Source organism: Flammeovirga pacifica, assembly GCF_000807855.2.
In the GTDB taxonomy this organism is placed as follows: domain Bacteria; phylum Bacteroidota; class Bacteroidia; order Cytophagales; family Flammeovirgaceae; genus Flammeovirga; species Flammeovirga pacifica.
Genome location: NZ_JRYR02000001.1, coordinates 451,124 through 475,720, shown reverse-complemented (window position 1 = coordinate 475,720; position 24,597 = coordinate 451,124). Strand labels below are relative to the sequence as shown.

Sequence of the window (24,597 nt, the reverse complement as noted above, 5' to 3'; positions counted from 1 at the left end):
AGTTAACTTTATACTACTTTAATGAAGTTGCTACTTATTTGTCAGCTTTATTGAAGTTTTATGTAAATTCAGCTTGTCCACAAAATTGCTAAAAAATAATATGTCTAAACAATTCTTTGTCACATTTTGCCTTTTATTTATCACTTTTTATGGGAAGTGTCAAGTTACATGCAGTCTTCCCAATAAAAAAGCGTTCGAAACTAAAATTGATTCTTTAAATAAAATTGATTTAGATAGTTTAAATCCTTCTCAAAAAATAACAAGCATAGCAGAAACTTTTCTTGGAGAGCCCTACATGGAAAAGACACTTGATATAGATATTAAGAAGGAAACGGTGGTTATTAATTTTACTGGTTTCGATTGTACCACTTTTGTGGAAAATATGATTGCTCTCACAAAATTATATACTGGTGATCAGAATGAAAAATATAGAACATTAGAACATTATGCAAGTATACTTGAACACATTCGCTATCGAAATGGAAAGTTGAAAGGGTATACTTCTAGGCTTCATTATTTTACTGATTGGGTAAGAAATAATCAAGCAAAAGGAATTGTAAAAGACATTACTGTAGAAATAGGTGGACAGACTTATGATAAAAACATTGATTTTATGAGTACTCATATTACTGCATATGATCAATTAGTAAAAAATGATTCAGCAATTAGTGCTATACGATTAATCGAAGATGATCTTAACCAAACTCCTTTATCTCAAATCTATATTAAAGATATTTCAAAAGTTGAATCAAAAATCCAATCTGGAGATATCATCGCTTTAGTCTGTAATGTAAAAGGATTAGATGTTGCTCACGTTGGATTAGCTCTCCGTAAAGAAGATGGAAGAATCTACCTGCTTCATGCTTCACAATCAAAAGGCAAAGTGGTAATAACAGATAAGCCTCTTGCTGAATGGCTGAAAAACAGTAAACTGAATACAGGTATTACTGTTGCGCGACTTAATTAATTTATTATATTTGCTCCTGATCTAATGACTTAAAGATCAATTTTTCAACTATTTCTTTGGAGTAAATTTGTAGACCAAAGACTAACTAACAAGAAAATGAAATCAATCTATCTGCTCTTACTAGGTTTGTTTACCTGTACTCTTTTAACTGCTCAAGACTTAAAAGGAAAACTAACAGACCAAAGTAACAACTCTCCTATTCCCTTTGCTAATGTTGCGGTTAAAGGGAAATTTATTGGTGCAGCAACAAATACAAATGGATTCTTTAGATTCCCAATTAATACCGAATATTTAAAAGATACTTTAGAAGTATCCTGTATAGGTTATGAGAAAAAACTCATTCCTATCTCAAAGCTTTCTTTGATGATGAGCAATGATATTCAGCTTAAAGCTAATGCTACTGAATTGGATTTAGTTGTCGTCAAATCAAAGATGCCGACGGTAAAAGAAATCATTCAAAATACCTCCAAGAAATTTAAAAATGAGTTTAGACAAACTCCCTATCTGGGCGAATTTTACTATGCTGAATTGAAATATCAGAATGATGCATTTATTTCTGGTTTGGAAGGAAGTGGTGACATTTATTTTAATGAATTCGATCAAAAAACACACGAAATCACTGCTTATATTGGTATTTACAATCTACTATTTGATCAACTCCGAGAGAATAAAAATCACAATTGGAATTATGATGAAATTTGGGATTTGTCTAACCTCAATGAAAAAGAAAAAAGACAATTAGAAAAAGGTGGAAACATTAAAGAAACTGAAGACTTTTACAGAAATAGCAACCTTATTCGCTCTAAATTCTTATTAGGGTACACTTGGAATATCATAAAAAATGGACCTTTATTTAATCATAGCTCATTTGATTATGAATTGGAAGACCTTTATTCTGAAAAAGGATCATCGATTTATGTACTCACATACAAAAGTGTGAATTCAAAAATTCAAGGGTCTGGTAAATTATTTATTCGTGAGAATTATGAAGTCATCAAAATTGAAAGTAATGATTTTTTCATTCCATTAAGTAAAGATGATTTTTATAATGTTTATCCTTATATCCGTAATAGAAAAAACTCAAAAGGCAGAATACAACTCGTTTATAGAGATGGTAAAAACTATATTCAAGATGTAGACTATCAATTAGTTTATGACGATCCAAAAACCAAAACCACTTATGAGGGACATTTAGATATTATAAATTTCAGCACAGCTGAAGGGTATTCATTAAATGCAGGTAATACTTTTCGACTATCCGATAAAGTTGCCCTATGGGTAGATATGGAATCACCTTTTGCGGAATACAATGGTGCGTATTGGGAGTTTAGATCGATCGATAGCAATAAATACTCCGAACTAATCAATCAAAAAGAGATGTCCTATACTAGTCTATACGATAAACGTGATTCAATTCGAATAGAATACAATAGTTATTTTAAAAATAGAACTGAAGACCAACGTAAGAATGTGGCTATAAGTGATTTCATGAAATACAAACAAACACGTGAATTATTAAAAAGAAGTACATATAGTCATCAAAATCACAAGGATATAAAAAATGAATTAAAGGAGATAAGAACGACCTATTTTGACCCTTATTATTTCGATAAACAAAGGGAAGAAATTTCAGATAGTTTAAATTATCATTATACTTTCATGAAACAGATTGATGAGAGTTCGAATATCATCAATAACCTTGCGAACCACAAAGACTTTACATCCTCTAATCAATTATTGGAAGCTGTTTTTACCAATATGGCAGATACCCTAATTGCTTACAAAGGAAAATTATCTGAAGATTATATCAATGAAAGTAAAGGAAATGTAATTGCTTTGTGGATTGAATCTAATACTATTTACACGGAGAAATTTCCTGATACGGTTAGAACAAATAATAGAAATCATCTCATTTCTGTATTAAAATATTTTGATTTAAATGATACTGAGATCTATTCAAGTCCTGTCCTAGCGGAATACATTGCAGAAAGTATTCATACTCAAATTACTATTGTTGAAGAAAATATTAGTAGCATTGAAAAAGGACGTTTCAATCATACATCAAATACTAACTTGGCAAGGTTTCAAGAGATCAATAATGATGTGATAAAGAATAAAGAACTTCAAGAAAAAGTACTTTTTGAATACCTTTCAAAATACCATTATTACAATGATACATTAAGTAATGACTCATTTAATACATCTGTTGAAATCTTTAAAAACACATACCCGTCATCATCACAAATAAAAGAACTTACTGGTTTGGCGAAACTTAGAAAGGGTTTTGAACAAAAAGAATTTCCTAAAGAAATAGCAGTTACTAATATTGAAGGTACTGAACTATCAAAAAGTTTTGATGATGGAATATATGTAATAAATATTTGGGTAAGCTGGTGTGGGTTCTGTCAAAAAGCTTTGAAAGAAGATTACCCTCCAATAACTAGAAAATACAAAGACTCTACTATTAAATTCGTTTACCTTTCTTTTGATCAATCTATTGCTAACTGGAAAAAAAGCATTAGTAATATTGACATAGACAAAAATGTTCAACATTTCAGAGTAACAGATGAACACCTTTCGACATTAAAAACAACATTAAATATTGAAGGTTTTCCTACTCAATTTATTGTCAAAGATGGAATTATCATCAAAAGAATTACCGGCTTGAAACCCTTAATTACTGAAAAAGAGATCGGTCAACTCATCAAATAAATGATTTACTAAGAGGAGTTAATAATTAATTTTATTTCTCCTCTTTTTTTTATGGTATTTTTCTCATACCAAATTATAAAAAAATCATCTTTACAAATGATGACAATCACTGAATAAACGTTACATTGAAATTGGTTTCTAATTTTTCTTCTTCCATATTTGCAATAACAAAAGGGAATTTGGTGTAACTCCAAAACAGTCCCCGCTACTGTAACTTTTCCTATTTAATAGGTTTGTGGTAAGTCACTGGGTAATACCGGGAAGGCTCACAGTAAAGAGAAGTCAGGATATCTTTTGTTAGAAATTATTCTTCGGGTGTAAAGTAAAACAAATGAAACGTTATTTTAGTATACTCTCAATAATTGGAGTATTATCGATAGTTATTTTTAGCTGTCAAACACAATCAAATTCAGCTACTTACAGTACTTCTCAAGGTGTTACTTCAACTCCCCTTCAAGTTAAATACGCTAAAACTTTTTCTTTAGACTATAAGGAAAACTATAAAGTTTTACACCTTATTAATCCGTTTAATGAAGAAAAAACCTCTTTTGTTCTTCTACAAAAGGGTCAATCCATACCACAAGAATTCACTACTTCACAAGTTATACGTGTTCCTATTCAAAATATGGTCACGACTACTACCTCTCAAACCACAATGATGGAAGAGTTAGGAGCTATTGACGCCATCAAAGGATATGTAGATAAAACTTATATGTATAGTCAAGAAATCGTAGACAGAATGGATAATGGTAAAATTATTACTGTTGGATACGATATCACTGATAATTCTGAAAAAATTATCTTGGCTCAAACAGATCTTGTGATGGTGGTAGGTAATTCTACCGTTACGTCTAATTCATTTCCTGTTTTAAGAAAAGCTGGCATTCCTATTTTATCCAATACCGATTGGCAAGAAAATGATATGTTAGGGAGAGCAGAATGGGTAAAGTTATTTGGTGCACTACTTAATAAAGAAGATAAAGCAGACAGTCTTTTTAATCAGATTGAAACTGACTTTAACTCCTATATTAACATTGCTAAAAAGGCATCATCAATTCCAAAAGTTTTAACCGGATTACCTTATAAAGGGATGTGGTCTGTACCGGGAGGTGCTTCTTATTTAGCGAAAGCTTTAGAACAAAGTAAAGCGACGTACCCTTGGAGTGAGTCAGATCAGACAGGTAGTTTACAGCTAGACCTTGAAGCTGTTTATGCAAAAGGTAAAGATGCTAAAATTTGGATCAATACAGGTTCGACTTTCTCTTTAAATGATATCATCAATAAAGACATTCGTTACGGTCAGTTCGATGCCTTTAAAAATGGAGAAGTCTACAATCATAATAAAAGAATGAGAGGTGGATTAGCAAGCGATTATTGGGCGACAGGCAACTTACATCCTGAAATCGTTATTGCTGATTTAATCAAAATATTTCATCCAGAATTATTGGCTGACCATCAACTATACTTTTATCAGAAATTAAAATAATGACTAAGGGAATTATCTCAATAGTATTTCTCTTCTCTTCTATTTCTTTATTTGCTCAGGATGAATTTCAATTGCCTGATAGAGAATTAAAAGAAGTTGAGATTACTGCAAAAACAATGAAATATTATAGTCAAGGGACACATATACAGTCTTTTGACAGTACTCAATTGGCTTTGGCTAACGATGGTTCTTTGGCTAACCTATTAAGGGATAAAGCTGGTGTGCACATCAGAGAATATGGAGCAGCGGGGCAGTTATCTACAATATCTATGCGTGGTTCTTCTCCTGAAAATACAGCTATTGTTTGGCATGGGATCAACCTAAATAGTATGACAACAGGTCAAACTGATATGTCTACCATTAATACTTTTTACTTTGATGATATTGATGTGCAATACGGTTCTAGTAGTGCACAATATGGTTCAGGGGCTGTTGGTGGAGCTATTTTACTTCAGGATAATATCAAATGGAATCAAAAAAACAGTTTTGAATTACAAACTGCTTATGGTAGTTTTAATCAGCAATTTTATGGTTTCAAAGCACAATATGGTAATGATAAATGGAGACACAAATCTGCCATTTTATATCAAAGTGCTGACAATGATTATACTTTTTACAACGATTATGCAAAAGAAGAACAAACACAAAACAATGCAGGTTTTAACCATTTTGGTGTTCTTCATGAAAGTCATTTTCGACCTACAGCCAATTCAGAAATATCTTTAAATCTTTGGTATACAAAAGACGAAAGAGAGATACAGCCAATTATGGGTGATAATTTAAACCCTTCTAGATATGATTCTCTTTCCAATGAGAATTTTAGAGCGGTATTAAATTATAAAATTGATGGGACAAAATGGACGCATAATGCAAGTGTAGCTTATGTAAATGATTATCTTCTTAATGGAGAATCAAAAATAGCCTCTGAAAGAATTATTGGTGATTATAGAGCAGAAACATCCTTAAGTGATAAAGCTACTTTACTATTAGGTGGTACAGTAAATCATATTTGGCCAGATGTTTACGCCTATGCAGCCAATACAACCGAAACAAGAAGCTCTTTGTTTGCGGCAATAAGATATGATTTTAATGATCGACTTTCTGCTTCAGCAACTATTAGACAAACTTGGGTAACTGGCTATGTGGCTCCTTTCACCCCTTCTGCTAACCTCACTTACTTAGCAATTGATAATCAAAAAAATAAGCTAACCATAAAGAGCTCTGTTGGTAGAAGTTATAGAGTTCCTACTCTTAATGAACGCTATTGGGGAGGTGAAACCAACAGTAATATACAGCCTGAAGATGGTTACAATGTTGATCTTGGAGGAGATTATACGCTTACATCAAACAGCCTTAGATTTAACTTAAATGTCACTGGATTCTATTTAAGAACTTCTAATAAAATTCTATGGGTTCCAGGTAATCCAACCTATGCCAAAAATGTAAAGAATGCTCGTTCTTTTGGTGTGGAGTCTGCTGCAAAATTAGATAACTACCATTCGAATCATAGATTAAAATGGGCAGTTGGTTTAAGTTATACTTTTACCGATGCTCAGAATATGGATAAAGAAAAACAATTAATCTATGTCCCAAAAAATCAATTTAAAAACTATGTCACATTGAATTATCACAAATGGTTTATCAATGTTGATCATCAGGCAATTGGTAAACGTACAACATCAAATGATTATTATAATCTTGATGCCTTTAGTGTATTTAATGCAGCTGTAGGCAAATCGATTCAATTTAATAAAACGGCTTTAAGAATCACGTTTAAAGTCAATAATCTAACAGACGAGGCTTATCAGAATTACGAAGAGTACCCTATGCCTGGGCGAAATTATATGATGAAAGCCAATTTCACTTTTTAAAAATAGAAATCTAAAATGAAACAATTTTACAAATTTTCAATCCTTTTTGCGTTAGTAGCTTTTGTATTTACTTCATGTGTAGATGATAAAGATGCTGCACCTTATGTACCTGGACAATCTGGTTTTCAGTTAAGTAATGCAGGAGCTTTTGGTAAGCCGAATACATCTTCTATTACTGGTGTTAGTATCGTAGATGAAGATACTACAGTTTCTCAAGGTGCTTTTGAGTCTGCTAACAATGAGAAAGTTTTAGGGCTAATTGAAGGTTTCTCTTCTAACGGTACTGTTACAGTAATCAATGCAGCTGCTTCAGATAGAATTATCATTGCTAATGCTCAAACATTAAAAATGAATTTCGAAATCAAAGAAAACGTTCACAACCCAAGATATACAGCATTTGACGGTAACACTGCATATGTAACGATGTGGGGTGAACAACAACCAGATTATTCATACGCTAATCCTAAAATATTAGTTATCAATTTATCTACAGGAGAAGTTACTAAAAGCATTGACTGTGGTTTAAGTCCAGAAGGAATTCTATTCCACAATGGAAAATTATTTGTAGCTAGTTCTGCATCTTTCAATGTTGAAGTTTATGATGTTTCTGACCTTGATGCAGAACCAACAATCATCAATGTAAATGCAGTACCTCAGCATTTTGTACTTGATTATGCTAACAATGTTTGGGTTTCAGCTTCTGAGACATGGTCTTTACCTGCTGAAGCAGCAAACAAAGGTCTAATTAAATTAAGCAGTGATTACACAGAAGTTTCTGCAAGAATTAGTTATGAAGGTATTGGTAGCGATGGTTTTGTAAACATTTCAGAAAATGGTACAAAAGCATTCGTAATTGGTGCTGAATCATGGCCTTCAACAAAAACTGAAATTGTTGAAATGAATTTAGCTGATAAGTCTTCATCTACAATCATTACTGGTGAAGGATTTACAGGTGTTGCTCAAAACCCTGCTACAAAAGATATTTATGTTGCAATCACTCCTGATTTCGAAAATGCTGGTTACTACAGTATTTATTCTGAAACAGGTACTCCAAAATTTGAAAATCAAGAGGCTGGCGTAGGACCATTCCACTTCATTTTCAACTAAGAAATTTTGTCAAAACTATAAGTGTTAAGAGCCAAGAAGATATTCTTCTTGGCTCTTTTTTTTGTAAATTGATCGAATACTCTGATGTTAATTTTAGTATTCATCAAATTATAAATACGTAAATAATGAAACTCTTAATAAATATATCTCTTCTCATTCCTTTACTTTTTCTGTTCATCGGCTGTAAAAATCAAATAAATAATAATAGTTGTGAGTTAATTGATATTGGTAAAATTGGAACTACATGTGATTCATTAAGAGAAATAGGACAACATAATAAAGCAGGTCAACTCTATTATAAGGCTGGAGAAAGTAATCAATCATCAGAGCTATTTTTCTATTCTGCATGGCAATATGGAGAAGGCAATCAAATAGATAGTGCATTGCTCTCTGTTAAGAGATCGATTGATTTTGGGATGAATGACCCTATCATTCTAGAAAAATTAGGCATTGAAAAAGGGGGGAATAATATTACTTTAAGAAATGAAGTCGATTCTTTACTTCAGATCATTCAGAAGAGAAACGAAAATATAGAGAACTTCGAAATTTTGACCACTCCTACTGACAGGTTTTGGAAATATTTTGATCAATCAATACATGATAAACAAAACGCAAATCAGTATTTATCAAATTATATTTGTGAAGGATCTTATGCCTTAAAAGATTACTACCATATTCGTTATGAAAATGTAGAGAATATGAAAAGAGTTATGATTGAAAATAACTCGGACTACTACCAATATCTTGAAAAACATATTTCTAAAAATCAATTGGATAAAGTAGCACGCAACGCTAATGAAATGATGGTAAGGTTTTCGGAGTTATATCCTAAAGCAGTATTTCCTAAAACTTACATTGTCCCTGATTTAATCAATAGTTCTGGAACCTTAACTGAATTAGGATTATTTATTGGTGTAACTATGTTTGCAAAATCAGATAGTATGCCATTACAGCATCTGAATGATTGGCAAAAAAATTCTATTACTGAGTTTGATAATATGTCTTATGATTTAGTACATGAGTTGATGCATTTTCAGCAATCGTATTCTGATCATGAAAATGCTAATAAAGTGCTAGGTAAGATTATAGAGGAAGGTGTTTGTGATTTTCTTGTTTCTATCCTATCAGAAAATAAGACTCCAAGTCCTGGGGTACAGCAAAATTTAAACTATTTAAATAATAAAAAGAACTTCGAGTTTATCATTCAAGAACTGAAAAATGATGCTTACAGTACAGACTTATCTAATTGGATGCATAATGGTGGTGCAATCCATGATCGACCGAGTAATCTAGGATATACAATGGGGTATCTAATTTGTCAATCCTACTATGAAAAAAGTGACGATAAAAAGGCGGCTATTTTCGAATTATTGAATACCAATAACTTTAAAAAGATAATTACTGAAAGTGAGTTTAAATATATTTTGTAAACTCCTTTTCTAAAGATAAAGGTTGTCACATGCATTTAAATGTGACAACCTTTTTTTATCCAACTAATTCTTTTTGTTTTTGAGTTTCTTTTTGGCTTTCCTTGCTCTAATTACTGGATCAGGTTCAAAAAATTGAGGATATCCACCATTATTATAATCTCCATCACATTCTTTTAATAGAATAGATTTTAGAGAAGCAACCTTATCTGGATATTGATTATTTAATACCGTCTCTTCTCTATAATCCTGATTGATATTGTACAATTGGAAAACATCATCTTTAATGTGATAACGTAATTTCCAACCTTCTTTAGTTACAATTGCAGGACCTATTTTTGAAGCAAACACAGTATAGTCTTTCTCTTTTCCTTTTCCCTTTAAAAGTGTATTGGCATAAGAAAAGCTATCTTTCCCTTCTACTTGATCAACACCAATAATATCAGCTATAGTGTTCATGATATCATAGTTATTTACCAACTGATTAGAGGTTTTTCCAGATTTTATTTTTCCTTTCCAATACCAAACTAAAGGTACTCTTACACCACCTTCCCAATTGTCTCTTTTTAACCCTGCCATGCCATTATTACCATCAAATACATCGTTTCCTTCGTCACTATAAAATTTAGTTGTGATGTTATCAATTGGCTTTCCATCTCTGGTTGTCCTTCTAAAAGTTCTCCCATCCTGTTCATAATGTACTTCATGTCCATTATCACTAGATAAAATAATGATCGTATTCTCTAAAATACCCAATTCTTCACACTTGTCGTAAATTTGTCCTACAGTGGTATCAAAGATTTTTACCATAGTAGCATATTCCTTTTCTAAGGATGTTAAACCTTCTGCATTAATCAATTCCTTATCAATTTCAGGCACTTGTACGGGACCATGAGGTAATTGTGTCGGATAATATAAGAAGAAAGGTTGATCCGTTTTATTAGGGTTATTATCATCCATGTATTGAAGCATTTTATCCAAAATTAAATATTCAGAATATTGCTTCTTCCCGGTAAAATCCCATCTAATTTTGAAATTTTCTGGAGTCTCTTTTTTAGGAGTGACTGCACAATCTGCATGTGTATTGCCTTCAATTTCTATCAATTCACCATTTTCAAAAAGGAAAGGTGGGTAAAAACCATGACATCGACGGTGGTCATAAAAACCATAATGATCATCCCATCCATGATTTTTCATTCTTTCAGGTGTTGTTGCAAAACCCCACTCAAGTTTCCCAAATTGAGCAGTTTTGTATCCTGCATTTTTAGCAACAGTAGCTAAATACACCTCATTTTCTCTAGTTGGTGCAACTTCATGAATTTGTTCTTCGATCTTATCGACATCTACGTCTTTAGCGTCTTTAAGCCAAATGCCTGGGCGAGTTAAAGTATAATATTCATTTTGCTTATGGCAGTCATGCATACCGGTAATCATACTTGCACGGGCAGGCGCACAAAAGTTACTTCCATAGGCATGATCGAACTTCATCCCGCCATCTACTAATTTATCGATATTGGGTGTTGTAAAATGCTTTTGTCCCCAAGAACTCAACATTCCTCTTCCCATATCATCAGCATAAATTAAGATAATATTAGGTTGTTTTTTCTTTTTAGTTAATTTCTTATCCTCTTCAATTTTTGCACTTGAACAGAAGAAAATCAATGTGATAGTTAAAGTGATGAAGTTTAATATTTTCATTATTCTATATTTTAACTCATTTCAAATTAATTTAAAGGTTGATCATGTGATTTCATAATCAATATTTCGTTTTACAAGAATAATTTTTTGTTTTAATTCAGGTGTCACTAGTAGTTATTTGATTGTACTTTTGGATATAAAGAACTAATAAACAAGTTGATAAATAACTCTCAATAGAAGATTACATCATATAATCTCAATAAATCACACTTACCATTAGGATAATTTAATGTTGATTATTGACAATTTTTATTTACTTTTGCAACTGTGTCGCAAAAATATATTTATGAAAATCATTAAAAATAGTTCTGATCAATTTGGTGCCATTGCAAGTTTTATATGTTTGATACATTGTGTGGCTACACCTTTTTTGTTTGTTGTCGGTTCTTGTGCAGCAAGTTGTGGAGCTCACCTCCCTATTTGGTGGAAAGTCATTGATCCAATTTTTCTTTTTATCTCATTTATTGCCGTTTTCCAGTCTACAAAAAATACGAGTAGCCATTGGATGAAACCTGCAATGTGGATAACATGGTCCCTCTTAGCTTTCATTCTCATCAACGAGAAATTACAGTTAATACATCTGATGGAAGAATTTATATACCTACCCACTATGGTGCTCATAATTTTACATATTTATAATAGAAAATATTGTAGGTGTCAAACCACTAAATGTTGTGCAGCATCATAACCTTTTTAAAACTCAAAAGCTCATCATTGATATAAAATGATGAGCTTTTTTTATTATTCCATTCTTTCTCATTTAGGATACTTCAATATTTAAACAACTAACCTTATCAGATTTATTCTATCCTACTTTTAAAATGAATTATTTAAATTTATTTTTAGAAATGAATGATAAAGAACATTTCTACCTCCAACAGAAAGAACCCAATAAAAGCTGTTATCTAGCCCTTCGATCGATCATAATTGATGCAAACCCCAAAATAGAGGAAACAATTAAATATAGTATGCCTTGCTTCTGTATTGAAAAAAAACCTTTATGTTATTTATGGAAGGATAAAAAAACGGAAGAGCCCTACATCCTTTTTGTCGATGGAAAATTACTTCAGCATCATAAATTAGAATCAGGAACTCGAAAAAAAATGAAAGTTCTTCCTATCAATCCAAATCAAGATTTAGATCTAGTACTTATCCAAGATATTCTTAAAATGGCTATTGATCTTAAAATCAATTATTGAAATAAGTGTTATACCATTAATTTCCATTGGAAGAAATATGAAATTATATCCTATAAGAAAATTAGTTGTTTCGGGTGATTTTATCACCAATTGTTATATCTTGGATAGAGAGGGCAAATGCTTTATCATAGATCCAGGTTACGAAAAAGATAAAATTCAAGATTACATTAAAAGAGAAAAATTAGAAGTCATTGGTATTCTTCTAACTCATGCTCATATTGATCATATGGAAGCTTTAGATTGCTTTGATGTGCCTATATATATTCATGAAATAGAATATGAAGTTTTAATGAATGATGATCTAAATGGATTTGGTTTCTTTCATAAACACAAAAGGTATGATTTATCAAAAATGGAAATCATCAAGATAAATGAAAATACCATTATCCCTTTAGGGAAGGAACAAATTTCTGTGATCCATTGCCCAGGGCATACTATTGGAGGCGTTACTTTTAAAATTGGGCATGACCTATACACTGGTGATACTTTATTCGAAGCGTCAGTTGGAAAATGGGATCGACCAACAGCAAACCTTGAAGATTTAAAAAAATCCGTTATCAAACTGATTGATGAACAGCCTGCTCATATGCTTATCCACCCAGGGCATGGAAGAAGCAGTTCTATCGGTATGGAAAAACAAATAAATTCATTTTATCATCAATGGAAAAGAGAATTGAATGATTAAAATTCACTCATAATACACACCTCCTATTTTATGGTCAATGGTCATTTTAGTAGGAGGTGTTTTTTATTTCCCATAAAAAAATCAATTCTTTTTTTGAACGTATCAATATTACGTTCTTCCTCAATAAGTTTGTACTATCAACAATTAAAACTATTGTAAAAAGTAAGAAACTCTTATTAATGGTCGGTAGAAGACTATTGATAACACTATAAATAACTTGATTAACAGACAACTTAAAACCCACCTATTTCATTTGTATTGTGTCTATTACCTTAATTAATAAGATAAGACACAATACTATGAAAAGGTACCTATTCCTCATTACTTTACTTCTTTCCTCACTTTACGGAACATGTCAAATAAAAAACTCTTTCAAAACTATTGATGGAGTTTTAAACGAATTACTCGAACAGATCTCTATAAGCAAAGGGGAACAAATGGATACTGCAGCAATTAGAACTATTTTTCTTCCAACTGCTCAATTTTCCATCAGAATGCAAGATACTGATACCACTTTTGTTGAAACGGTTACTTTAAATGAATTTCTAGAATTGATTACTGATCCTTATTATGAAGAAGGTTATTCAGAAAAACACATTTCTAGAGTAATTGATCAATACAAAGGTATTGCTCAAGTCTTTGAAAGCTTTAAGGCAAAAGACTCTGAAGGTGAAAACGGAAGAGGTATTTCGAGTTATCAAATGATTGAATTGAATGGACGTTGGTGGGTAACGAATATCCTTTGGACAAATGAGAGCAAAGAACATCCTATTCCAGAAAAATACTTGATAAAAGATTAATTAATACATGATCAAGACCCTCTATTTATTTATGGATCACCTTTAGGTGTTAAAATTGAATATGTTGATAATTGTCCTTATTCTGTGATCAAAAAATGATTAAATTCCCGCTATTAACACAATCAATATGAAGATGAAAAACAATAGAATTTGTCAACTTTTTGACATTCAATATCCTATTATTTCTGGAGGTATGGTTTGGTGTAGTGGCTGGAAATTAGCTTCTACAGTAAGTAATGCTGGTGGATTAGGTTTAATTGGAGCTGGATCTATGCATCCTGAAACTTTTTTAGAGCATGTTCAAAAATGTAAACAAGCAACAGATAAACCGTTTGGTGTAAATATCCCTCTCTTCTATCCTGAAGTAGATAAATTGATGGAAATTATTGTTGCCGAAAAAGTACCCGTAGTATTTACTTCTGCAGGTAGTCCAAAAAAATACACAGGCTTTTTAAAGTCTAATGGCATTAAAGTAGCTCAAGTTATTTCTTCATTAAAATTTGCCGTAAAATCTCAAGATGCAGGTGTTGATGCTGTTGTCGCTGAAGGTTTTGAAGCTGGAGGACATAATGGTAAAGAAGAAACTACTACAATGTGTCTTATTCCACCTATTGCCGAACAACTAGATATTCCTGTCATTGCGGCTGGTGGTATCGGTACAGGAAAAGGAATGTTGGCTGCTTTTGCTTTAGGTGCCGAAGGTGTACAAGTAGGTTCTCGTTTTGCCATCACTAAAGAATCATCTGCCCACGATAATTTTAAAAATAAAATTGTTGAAGTAGATGAAGGTGAGACTGTACTCACTTTAAAAGACCTTACTGCAGTAAGATTAGTAAAGAATGAATTTTACACAAGAGTAGCTGAAGCTGAAGCAAGAGGTGCCTCTACTGATGAGTTAAAAGAATTATTAGGAAAAAGACGTTCTAAACGCGGTATCTTCGAAGGTGATTTAGCCGAAGGAGAAATAGAAATTGGACAAATTTCATCACAGATTAAGAATGTACCTAGTGCTGCTGAGGTAGTTGAGCAAATGATGAGTGAATTTGAAAATCAAAAGTCAGTGATTTCAAATCTTTAATTCCATTATTATAGATAAAAAAACACCTCCATCAATTTAAATATTGATGGAGGTGTTTTTATTTATGAAACATAAATGGATTACTTTTTCCAAGCTTCTTCATTTTCTAAATTCCAATCACTTATTAAAAGTGTTTTAAAACCTAGTTGCTTACATTCTTTAATATATTCTTCTGGTTTATCGAATTCCTTGTTCTCCTTATCATCATGGATAACAAGTACACCGTTACCAGCGTATTTCATCATTGCAAAATCGCCATGAGAATTACCATAAACTATTGTTGGCATAATCCCTTGTGATTTTAAATTATCAACTTTTCCTTCTTTATCGTTAATATTGATATTTTTTGCTTTTAGTTTTTCAGCTCTAAATTCAGAACCAATAACAACATCAAAAGCATTATTAAAATAACGTTTATTTACCTCTTTGGCAAAACGAACCTCAGATCCTGTACAGATCACAAGTTTATAACCTTCTTTCTTTAGGCTATCTACCACATCCATCATGTGAGGGTAAACACGAATGTCATTTTTCTTAAAAAACGATTTTAAGTATTTATTATACTTAGGGCTCTCACTTAATTTTGTTAGTTCAGTTACTAAATCTTCAATAGTTTCAATTTGATTCATACTGTACTCTTTTGCAAACTCAGCCAAAGCATAATTGGGTGATTCAGAAATTAAAGTACCATCCATATCAAAAACGGCAACTTTATCTTGAGCTACAATAAATTGTGATACAAATAGAAGGGCAATAAATAATATCTTTTTCATCTTTATCTAGTAAATTTTATAGTTCATATCCTTTATTTAACGTAAAGGTAATCGTTTTTAATACTTATTTAAGACCAAGAACTACCTAATTAATGTCATATACAATTTATTCACATTTGTTTAACTTCCATAAATAATGATCAATATTAATGTTGATTTTAAATGTATTACATCAAATATTCCCTATAGAAAATAAACTACAGCAAATACACAAAATTTTAATGTCGTTTGATACGATTTTAAAAGTTTTCTTTTTAAATTATACTAGGAAGAACATTGATTACAACTGTCAAAAACTATACATGAAACTATATACAGCACAACAAATAAGAGATTGGGACAAATACACTATTAAACATGAGCCCATTGAAAGTATTGATTTAATGGAGCGTGCAGCCACAAAATTAACTGATTGGTATCTCGAAAACTGTAGCGATTACAGGAACATTAGTATATTTTGCGGTATTGGTAATAACGGTGGAGACGGTTTGGTAATGGCAAGACTATTATCCAATGAACAATTTGATGTAAAAGTATATGTGGTACATTTTGGAGATACTCCATCAGCAGACTTTACTGAAAATTTAGAACACTTACCAAAAAAGATCAATTGTTCGCATATCAAAGAAGTTGCTGACATTCCCGACTTAGAGGAAGACACTGTAGTGATTGATTGTATTTTTGGTTCTGGTATTTCTAGACCTCCAAAAGGGATCACCTTAGATGTTATCACAACGATTAATCAATCTAAAAAACCTGTCATCTCCATTGATATTGCTTCTGGACTTTACACCGATCATTATTCTACACATTTTAATAGTATTATAGAAGCTGATATAACACTTAGTCTTGAAGTACCTAAGCTTTCGATGTTATTCCCAGAAAACGAAAAAAATGTTGGTGAATTACACATCGTGAAAATTGGTCTCGATAAGAACTATGCTCAAGAAACGACTTCCAAATTTTATTTTACAACTTCTCAGTCAGCACATAAAATATATAAACCTAGAAAAAGATTTGACCATAAAGGGAAATTTGGTCATGTTCTTTTAGTTGGAGGAAGTAAAGGTATGATTGGTGCAATTCAATTAGCTACTCGATCTGCTTTAAGATCAGGTACAGGTAAAACCTCAGTAATAGTACCTTCTTGTGGTTATGAGATTTTGCAAGCTACTTGTCCAGAAGCGATGTGTATTGCAGATCCTTCTAGAAATCATATTGTTGCATCAACTTTACTAAAACCCTACACAGCAATTGGTATTGGACCTGGTATTGGTAAGCATGAGCAAACCAAAAAAGCGATTCGTTCAATAATCGAAGATGCAGATAAACCAATAGTTTTAGATGCTGATGCTCTTAATTTACTTTCTGAAAATAAAGAATGGTGGGATATCATTCCTGAAAATTCTATTCTTACACCTCATGTTGGTGAGTTTGAAAGACTTGCTGATATTCACTTCATCAATTCTTTTGATCGATTAGAAGCCGCTTCAAAAATGGCTCAGGATAAAAAAGTGATCATCATATTAAAAGGTGCGAACACCGCTGTTTGTCTACCGAATGGTGAAATCCATTTTAATTCTACAGGAAACCCAGGCCTTGCCAAAGGCGGAAGTGGAGATGCTTTATTAGGCATCATCACTGGCTTACTTGGTCAAAAATATAAACCTTTCGAAGCGGCAATTTTAGGAGTATATATTCATGGAAAAGCGGGAGACTATGCAAGTAGTCAAATGAGCATTGAATCTGTCACTACCTCCGATGTCATTGATAATATCGGTAAAGTATTCTTAGGCTTTTAATAACAATTTTATCCCTCAGTCAACTTTTTAAAGTTATGACTGAGGGATAATAAATAGAATCAGTAATACACCTTCTAGATAATTCTACTAGTTCACTAAAATCTTAGTAGTTGTACCATTCACATTAATAAAATAAAAACCCCTTTCTAGACCATCATAAACAACAGAAATTTGATTTTTTCCGATAGATTCAAAATTAACTTTATTCGTAATATTTATTCCATGACTATTGAATAGTTGTACTTGGTTGACCTCAATTTCCATTGAAGGGCTTGATATATTGAAATGAGTTGTTGCAGGATTAGGAAAAACAGTTAACTCATTTGTTTTGGTAGATCGAGAATTCAATAAACTAACAGGACCAAAATAGACAAATTCACCATCGAAATCGACCTGTTTTAATCTATAATGTATTACCCCTTGTAAAGGTTCATCAATATTAAAACTATATTCAATAGTAGATTTTGAATTACCTGAACCATTCACTTCACCAATTGTATTCCAAGAAAGTTTATCTGTTGACTGTTCTATAGAAAAATGTGAGTTATTCTCCTCTGATGCCGTTTCCCAATAAAGTATATTTTTTGAATCGGATATTTTTCCTTTAAAAAATACTAGTTCAACAGGTAAATCTACTCCAACTGCATTCGTCCCACATATAAATACGTTATCTTGATCAAAGCTAAAACCATCAGTACCATTATCTGCACTTTTTACGTCATCATACTCAAGTAAATTAAATGTTACAGTTTCACCGTCATTACACCCATTACTTGTAGTAAACTTCATATCCTCGACTCTAGCATAGCTTGTACCTTCTTTATGAATCTTGATATTATTTGCAATAATTTCACCTCCACCTGTGAAAGTGGCTCCATGTAAGTCAAACTTATCAGAGGTATCCGCATTTAATAAACCTAAATTATTAAATGTTCCATGGAAATGAATTTTCACAGTCACTTCTATCTCACCCCCAGTATAATTATTATAAATTGCACTATGATCATCGTGCTTGTCTTCTAACTTTTGGACTGATAAGAAACCATAATTATGTACTACGATATCATCATGATTTGATTTAAGATCAACAACATTATGAATAGTACCATAATTTGTAATCGTAGCATCATTCTGACTTGGAGTAAGATCATAAAGGTTATCCAAATCTAAAGTACTCCCTGATGTTACCGTTAATGACCCTCCAATATTGATATCACTTGTGGCAGTAACTGTACAACCACAATCAATGGTTATATCATCATTTTCATCAGGTACAGAACCGGAAGACCAATTAGCACCATCTGACCAGTTTCCATCGCCTGAAGCAGTCCAATTTATTGTAGCAGAATAGATATTGGTATGCATAGAAAAGGATACCAAAAGAAGCATTAGTATTTTTTTTAACATGTGAATTAATTTAATAGGTGTAATTACACATCATATGTGATGTTATAAGGAAAGAAATAATTATTAGGCTATCTGTTTAAAGAAAACTTATTATATTTCGTTATTTAGTAGTACAACATAAAGATAACATACTTAGTACACAGAGTTACCATACCTTAACAAATTAATTCTTTAATGTAAGTTCTAACATCACTTTACCAAAAAAATACTATAAACCACGGATAAATAAGTACTTACAGTCTAATTCCCAATCCAAAACTTAAAGCAAAAATATTTCTACCAAAATAGTAATCACCATTAATCTGTAAAGATAGGTTCTGGTCTATATACCTAGAATACCCTCCCCCTAAGGCAAAATCTGTGGTGTTTACAAGTACGCCTTTCATTGAAAAATGAAATTCAGGTACAATGTATACTCTAGAACCTAAAATTAAATTCCCCTGGTTTATATATTCATAGCCACCCATTAATGTCATATTAGAGGCCATGAAATAATTCATTTCAACATTACCATAAAATTTTGTTTTATCCGACCCAAAGGCAGGACCTATACTTCCTGAGAACTCTATATTCCCTCCTTTATCTTGAGCATATAAAATGTTTGAAGAAAATAATACTATTAAAGATGAAACTGCACAAATCAATAAATTTTTCATTAGAATTAGTTGGTTAGTTTTAATAAATCGCTTAAAAAAGTCATTCCATTAATATTTAATACCAAGCCAACTTCAAACGGCTGAATGATATTATACTAATGAAAGGCGAAATTATAGTTTTTTTAAGAGTTGATTTTTGAATACCTGTTAAATCAATTATAAATTATGCCAAAATTAACCACATACTTTTTAAAAATGAACAAAAATATCCTATCGGCTTTCCTCTTTTCAAGTTTAGCCACTTTTACTGCTTGCAACAAACATATGGAACACAAGTATCCTGATACAAAAAAAGACGTTGTCGAAGAGGAATACTTCGGCACTAAAGTAGCAGACCCTTACCGATGGTTGGAAGATGACAAATCTTCTGAAACGGCTGAATGGGTAGCTGCAGAAAATGAAGTAACACAAGAGTTTTTATCTAAGATTCCATTTAAAAAAGGAATACAAGATAGGTTAACTGAACTTTGGAACTATGAAAAAATAACTGCTCCTAGAAAACATGGAGAATGGTTGTATTTTTATAAAAATGATGGTCTTCAAAATCAATATGTTTTGTACCGTAAAAAGCCAAATTCAGAAGTTGAAGAGATCTTTTTAGATCCAAATTCTTTTTCAGAAGATGGTACAACGTCTCTTTCTACTATCAAGTTTACACCTGATGGTAAATTGGCTGCTTATGCTACCTCTACTGGCGGTTCTGATTGGAGAGACATTTATGTAATCGATACCAAAACAAAAGAAATTGTAGAAGCACCGGTAAAAAATGCCAAATTTTCTAACATCGCTTGGAAAAAGAACGAAGGTTTCTATTACAGCAAATACGATCAACCAAAAGACGGTTCTCAACTGTCTGGTATGACACAGCACCATAAATTAATGTACCATAAAATGGGTACTCCTCAAAAAGAGGATAAACTTGTTTTTGGTGGCATCGAAACTCCAAGAAGATATGTAGGGGCTTATGTTACTGATGATCAACAATATTTAGTCATTACAGCAGCGGTAAACACTACTGGTAATGAATTATATATTCAAGATCTATCGAAGAAGAATGCTCCTATCATTACTTTAGTCGATAATTTTGATAACAACCATAGCATCATTTATTCTGATAAAAAGCAGTTTTGGATTGAAACCAATTACAATGCTCCAAATGGTAAAGTTGTAGTTGCAAAAGTAAACGCTCCTGAAAGAGCACATTGGAATGATTTAATTCCTGAAACAGAAAATGTATTATCTGTTAGTACTTCAGGTAAAAAGATTTTTGCTAAGTACATGAAAGATGCTATTTCTAAGGTTTACCAATACGATTTAAAAGGTAAAAAGGAAAAAGAAGTGGTATTGCCAGGTGTGGGTACTGCATCCGGATTCTATGGTGAAGATGAGGATAAAACATTGTTCTATACATTCACTTCTTACACAATGCCTTCAACTACTTTTGAATACAATATCAAAACAGGAGAATCAAAAGAATATATTCGTCCAAATGTAAAATTCAATCCGAACGATTATACTTCTGAGCAGGTTTTTTATGCTTCAAAGGATGGTACAAAAGTGCCAATGATCATCACTTACAAAAAAGGACTGAAAAAAGATGGACAAAACCCAACTATATTGTACGGTTACGGTGGGTTTAGTGTAAGTCTACAACCTAGCTTTTCTGTGGCCAATGTAGTTTGGTTAGAAAATGGTGGTGTATATGCAGTCCCTAATTTAAGAGGTGGAGGAGAATACGGTGAAAAATGGCACCTTGCAGGTACAAAAATGAAGAAACAAAATGTATTCGATGACTTTATCGCTGCAGCAGAATATCTTAAAAAAGAAGGTTATACTTCTACTGAAAAACTTGCCATTCGTGGTGGTTCTAATGGCGGATTATTAGTAGGTGCTACTATGACTCAACGTCCTGATTTAGCTGCAGTAGCTTTCCCGGCAGTTGGTGTATTAGATATGCTTAGATACAACAAGTTTACTGCAGGTGCAGGTTGGGCATATGATTACGGTACCGCAGAAGACTCTAAAGAAATGTTTGAGTATTTAAAAGGATATTCACCTTATCATAATGTAAAACAAGGTGTCGCTTATCCATCTACATTAATTACTACAGCAGATCATGATGACCGTGTTGTTCCAGCTCACTCATTTAAGTTTGCAGCAGAACTTCAGGCTAAAGATGCAGGTAAACACCCTGTTTTAATTAGAATTGCCACTAATGCTGGACACGGTGCTGGAAAACCAACAAGTATGATTATAGAGGAGTATGCAGATATTTTTGGTTTCGCTTGGTATAATATGAATGTCACTCCAGGACTTAATCATAAAGTTGATTCTAAAAATATGTAATTATTCTGATTTACATAAAAAGGATAAAAAGCAGGTAAAATCACTTTTACCTGCTTTTTTTATAGACAATGTAAACATCTCATAATAATGTGTTAATGTGATGATTATTGTCAGTTAAAAATTCTAAATTTGCATTATAACTTTCAATCATCATTATTTTATATGAGAACTCTATTCATTAGTGTCAATTTAATTCTACTTCTTATCCTTCCTTCATTTGCCTTTTCAAACAATAATCCTGAAGACAAAAAAGGAACAATTAAAGGTCAAATTATTGATCAAGCAGATAACTCTCCCGTAGGTTATGCAACAGTATCTATCACCAATAAGGAAAATATCTCTTTAGGTGGTGGTCTAACGGATGATCAAGGTAATTTTAAAATCAAGAATGTTTCTTTTGGCAAGTATACACTTGTCGTACAATTTATTGGTTATACCACTTTAAAAAAGGAAATTAATGTCAATGCTATCAATTTTGATTTAGGACAAATCAAAATAGGTGAAAACGTTGAACAACTAGAAGAGGTTGAAGTTCGTGCAGAAAAAACTAGTATCGAACGATCTATTGATAAAAAAGTAGTGAATGTAAGTGATGCTATGATTGCTGAAGGAAACTCAGTATCTGAAGTATTGCAAACTATCCCAGAAATTAGTGTAGGTTCTGATGGAGCGATCAGCCTAAGAGGAGAAAGTAACGTAAGAGTACTTATTGATGGAAAACCATCACAAATTGATCCTGCCCAGATATTCCAAACTTTACCTGCAGGTTCTATCGAAAAAATTGAGGTAATCACGAACCCATCTGCCAAATATGACCCTGATGGATTATCAGGCATTATCAATGTTATCACCAAAAAAGACAAAATGAAAGGTCTTAATGGTAGTGCAAATATTGGTGCAGGTACAGGAGAAAAATACAATGGTTATTTAGGTTTAAATTACCGTATCAAAAAATTCAACTTCTTTGGTCAAGGTTCTTATGGGGAAAATAGATTTGAAAATAAAAAAGATTTAAAGCGAATTTATACCGATCAAAGTATTCCTTCTTTTGATCAACAAGGCGATAACATCAGAAATGGTAGATATTATAACACCAAACTAGGTGCTGATTATTTCTTAGATTCTACCAATACTATTACGTTCTATGCTGAACTTTGGGATTGGAAAGGTGGCGAAAAAAACTATTTCGTTAATTCTAATCTACAAGGCGATCAAGTGATTAGCTCGCAGAAAGAATTTGGAGATCAAAATAATAGAGCAAGTGGTTCTTCTTTTAGTTTAAATCATAGAAAAGAATTTAAAAAAGGAACATTAGAAAGTGATGCATTTTACAATGGTGGATCTTCTACTTTCTCTACCTCTTCTACTCTAGAGAATGATACACAAAGAAACTCTTCTGTTAACACCGATGCCAATTGGAACTATGCTTCTTTAAAAGTGGATTACTCACACAAAATCAATGATAAATCATCTTTAGAAACTGGTTATAAAGGAGAGTTATTAGATGCTTCGGCAAAAATTAGTAATAGCTTAGGAGGTGTTGTTAATAACTATAGTTATGATTATGATCAATACATTAATTCTGCTTATGGGTCTTATAGCATTGCATTAGGAACATACTCTATCAAAGCAGGTTTAAGAGGTGAGATTGCAACTATTGAAGGTCAAGTGAAAACGGAAAGTGGTCAAGACACAACGTACAGTATCAATTACGCAAGCTTGTTCCCTACTCTACATATTCAAAAGAAAATGGGTGATTTTAATACAATAGGGCTAAGCTATTCTAGAAGAATTAATCGCCCAAGTATTTTCAATATGTTACCTATAGAACAACGTTCAAACTCATCTACGGTAACTGTGGGTAATCCAGATCTACAACCTTCTTACACTAACTCTATCAGTTTTGACCATGGCTTAAATAAAGGAAAGCTAGGTTTAAATACTAGTTTATATGTTAGACACAGTACGGACATTATTAGAAATGTTTCTAGATACGATTCTGTAGATGATGTAACAGTATATACTTATGCCAACTTAGGTTCTTCAATCACTGGTGGAGCTTCTATTTCTGCCAATTATCAGATTGCAAAATGGTGGAATATTGATGCAAATCTAAATTTCTTTTACTTAGAAATTCAAGACGAAAACGAAGAATTTACCGTTCCAACTGATGCGAATCCTATCAACTGGACAGCAAAATTGAATACAAGATTTATGTTGCCCAAAAGCTTTACAATACAGATCATGGGTAGATATGCAGGTCAACAATATGATGCACAAAATATTACTCAGCCTACATACGCTTTGAATTTGGCTGTAAAAAAAGCTATTCTTAAAAAGAAAGGTAATATTTCTTTCAAAATTGATGATATCATCAATAGCGGATTTACGAAAGATGTTTATGGTCGTGACTTTCAAGAACAGACTTATTACTTACAAGAACGCCCCGTTTATAGAGTGTCATTCTCTTATGCTTTTGGTGGACAGTTCCAAGGTAGAAAAGCAAGGAAATTACATAGTTCTGGAGGGATGAACTAAGCTGTAAATAGGTTTAATTGATCAAAAAAAAGAGATGCAAATTAA

At 32.2% G+C, this 24,597-nt stretch carries 18 protein-coding genes and 1 riboswitch; of the genes, 14 read left to right on the top strand and 4 right to left on the bottom strand.

Translation table 11 applies throughout. The features are described from left to right. Positions 1-100 precede the first annotated feature (100 nt). The 6 genes from NH26_RS01810 to NH26_RS01790 all read left to right on the top strand — a co-directional run bounded on the left by NH26_RS01810 (position 101) and on the right by NH26_RS01790 (position 9,573). The gene (locus NH26_RS01810; protein ID WP_044226767.1) at positions 101-967 is read left to right on the top strand and encodes an N-acetylmuramoyl-L-alanine amidase-like domain-containing protein; all 867 of its coding nucleotides are present in this window, start codon (positions 101-103) and stop codon (positions 965-967) included. 96 nt (positions 968-1,063) lie between these two features. Further along, a complete protein-coding gene (locus tag NH26_RS01805) occupies positions 1,064-3,679 on the top strand; it encodes a carboxypeptidase-like regulatory domain-containing protein (RefSeq protein WP_044226769.1) in 2,616 nt (871 codons plus the stop codon). A gap of 121 nt (positions 3,680-3,800) precedes the next feature. Beyond that, positions 3,801-3,992, top strand: a riboswitch (cobalamin riboswitch). A gap of 18 nt (positions 3,993-4,010) precedes the next feature. Next, complete coding sequence (locus NH26_RS24965; RefSeq protein ID WP_044226772.1) at positions 4,011-5,165, top strand: ABC transporter substrate-binding protein; 1,155 nt, start codon at positions 4,011-4,013, stop codon at positions 5,163-5,165. Next, the gene (locus NH26_RS01800; RefSeq protein WP_044226776.1) at positions 5,165-7,036 is read left to right on the top strand and encodes a TonB-dependent receptor; all 1,872 of its coding nucleotides are present in this window, start codon (positions 5,165-5,167) and stop codon (positions 7,034-7,036) included. Before NH26_RS24965 ends, NH26_RS01800 begins: the two co-directional genes overlap by 1 nt. A 15-nt stretch (positions 7,037-7,051) precedes the next feature. Continuing rightward, positions 7,052-8,143: a YncE family protein gene (locus NH26_RS01795; protein ID WP_044226779.1), complete on the top strand. Its 1,092-nt coding sequence runs from the start codon at positions 7,052-7,054 to the stop codon at positions 8,141-8,143. A 125-nt stretch (positions 8,144-8,268) separates the two neighbouring features. Beyond that, positions 8,269-9,573: a hypothetical protein gene (locus NH26_RS01790; protein WP_052432195.1), complete on the top strand. Its 1,305-nt coding sequence runs from the start codon at positions 8,269-8,271 to the stop codon at positions 9,571-9,573. Positions 9,574-9,636: 63 nt separating this feature from the next. Here the strand turns inward: NH26_RS01790 and NH26_RS01785 are convergent, their stop codons facing one another. Beyond that, the gene (locus NH26_RS01785) at positions 9,637-11,268 is read right to left on the bottom strand and encodes a sulfatase-like hydrolase/transferase (protein ID WP_071397052.1); all 1,632 of its coding nucleotides are present in this window, start codon (positions 11,266-11,268) and stop codon (positions 9,637-9,639) included. Positions 11,269-11,497: 229 nt separating this feature from the next. Here NH26_RS01785 and NH26_RS01780 point away from each other — a divergent pair, with 229 nt between their 5' ends. The 5 genes from NH26_RS01780 to NH26_RS01760 all read left to right on the top strand — a co-directional run bounded on the left by NH26_RS01780 (position 11,498) and on the right by NH26_RS01760 (position 15,030). Continuing rightward, entirely contained in the window at positions 11,498-11,956 is a 459-nt protein-coding gene (locus tag NH26_RS01780) for a MerC domain-containing protein (protein ID WP_317040944.1), read from the top strand. 133 nt (positions 11,957-12,089) lie between these two features. Further along, positions 12,090-12,467 (top strand): DUF1801 domain-containing protein, encoded by a 378-nt coding sequence (locus NH26_RS01775; protein WP_242427292.1) that lies wholly within the window; start codon positions 12,090-12,092, stop codon positions 12,465-12,467. Positions 12,468-12,504: 37 nt separating this feature from the next. Further along, positions 12,505-13,152 (top strand): MBL fold metallo-hydrolase, encoded by a 648-nt coding sequence (locus NH26_RS01770; protein ID WP_044226940.1) that lies wholly within the window; start codon positions 12,505-12,507, stop codon positions 13,150-13,152. Positions 13,153-13,451: 299 nt separating this feature from the next. Next, on the top strand, positions 13,452-13,952 hold the full coding sequence (locus NH26_RS25715; protein WP_044226784.1) for a hypothetical protein: 501 nt from the start codon (positions 13,452-13,454) through the stop codon (positions 13,950-13,952). 133 nt (positions 13,953-14,085) lie between these two features. Further along, complete coding sequence (locus NH26_RS01760; RefSeq protein WP_174549700.1) at positions 14,086-15,030, top strand: NAD(P)H-dependent flavin oxidoreductase; 945 nt, start codon at positions 14,086-14,088, stop codon at positions 15,028-15,030. Positions 15,031-15,110: 80 nt separating this feature from the next. Here NH26_RS01760 and NH26_RS01755 read toward each other — a convergent pair whose 3' ends face one another. Continuing rightward, positions 15,111-15,803 carry an HAD family hydrolase gene (locus tag NH26_RS01755; protein WP_044226791.1) on the bottom strand — a complete coding sequence of 231 codons (693 nt, stop codon included), beginning with the start codon at positions 15,801-15,803 and terminating at the stop codon, positions 15,111-15,113. Positions 15,804-16,105: 302 nt separating this feature from the next. Here NH26_RS01755 and NH26_RS01750 point away from each other — a divergent pair, with 302 nt between their 5' ends. Beyond that, on the top strand, positions 16,106-17,605 hold the full coding sequence (locus tag NH26_RS01750) for a bifunctional ADP-dependent NAD(P)H-hydrate dehydratase/NAD(P)H-hydrate epimerase (protein WP_044226943.1): 1,500 nt from the start codon (positions 16,106-16,108) through the stop codon (positions 17,603-17,605). Positions 17,606-17,692: 87 nt separating this feature from the next. On the opposite strand, the gene NH26_RS01745 is transcribed toward NH26_RS01750, so the two are convergent. Further along, the gene (locus NH26_RS01745) at positions 17,693-19,012 is read right to left on the bottom strand and encodes a T9SS type A sorting domain-containing protein (RefSeq protein WP_139262800.1); all 1,320 of its coding nucleotides are present in this window, start codon (positions 19,010-19,012) and stop codon (positions 17,693-17,695) included. A 233-nt stretch (positions 19,013-19,245) separates the two neighbouring features. Beyond that, the gene (locus NH26_RS01740) at positions 19,246-19,668 is read right to left on the bottom strand and encodes a hypothetical protein (protein ID WP_044226797.1); all 423 of its coding nucleotides are present in this window, start codon (positions 19,666-19,668) and stop codon (positions 19,246-19,248) included. Positions 19,669-19,863: 195 nt separating this feature from the next. Between NH26_RS01740 and NH26_RS01735 the strand changes: the two genes are divergently transcribed. Together NH26_RS01735 and NH26_RS01730 are read left to right on the top strand one after the other, a co-directional pair. Beyond that, positions 19,864-22,014 (top strand): prolyl oligopeptidase family serine peptidase, encoded by a 2,151-nt coding sequence (locus tag NH26_RS01735; RefSeq protein ID WP_044226946.1) that lies wholly within the window; start codon positions 19,864-19,866, stop codon positions 22,012-22,014. Positions 22,015-22,176: 162 nt separating this feature from the next. Continuing rightward, positions 22,177-24,552, top strand: coding sequence for an outer membrane beta-barrel family protein (locus NH26_RS01730; RefSeq protein ID WP_044226801.1), 2,376 nt, complete (start codon positions 22,177-22,179; stop codon positions 24,550-24,552). Positions 24,553-24,597 lie beyond the last annotated feature (45 nt).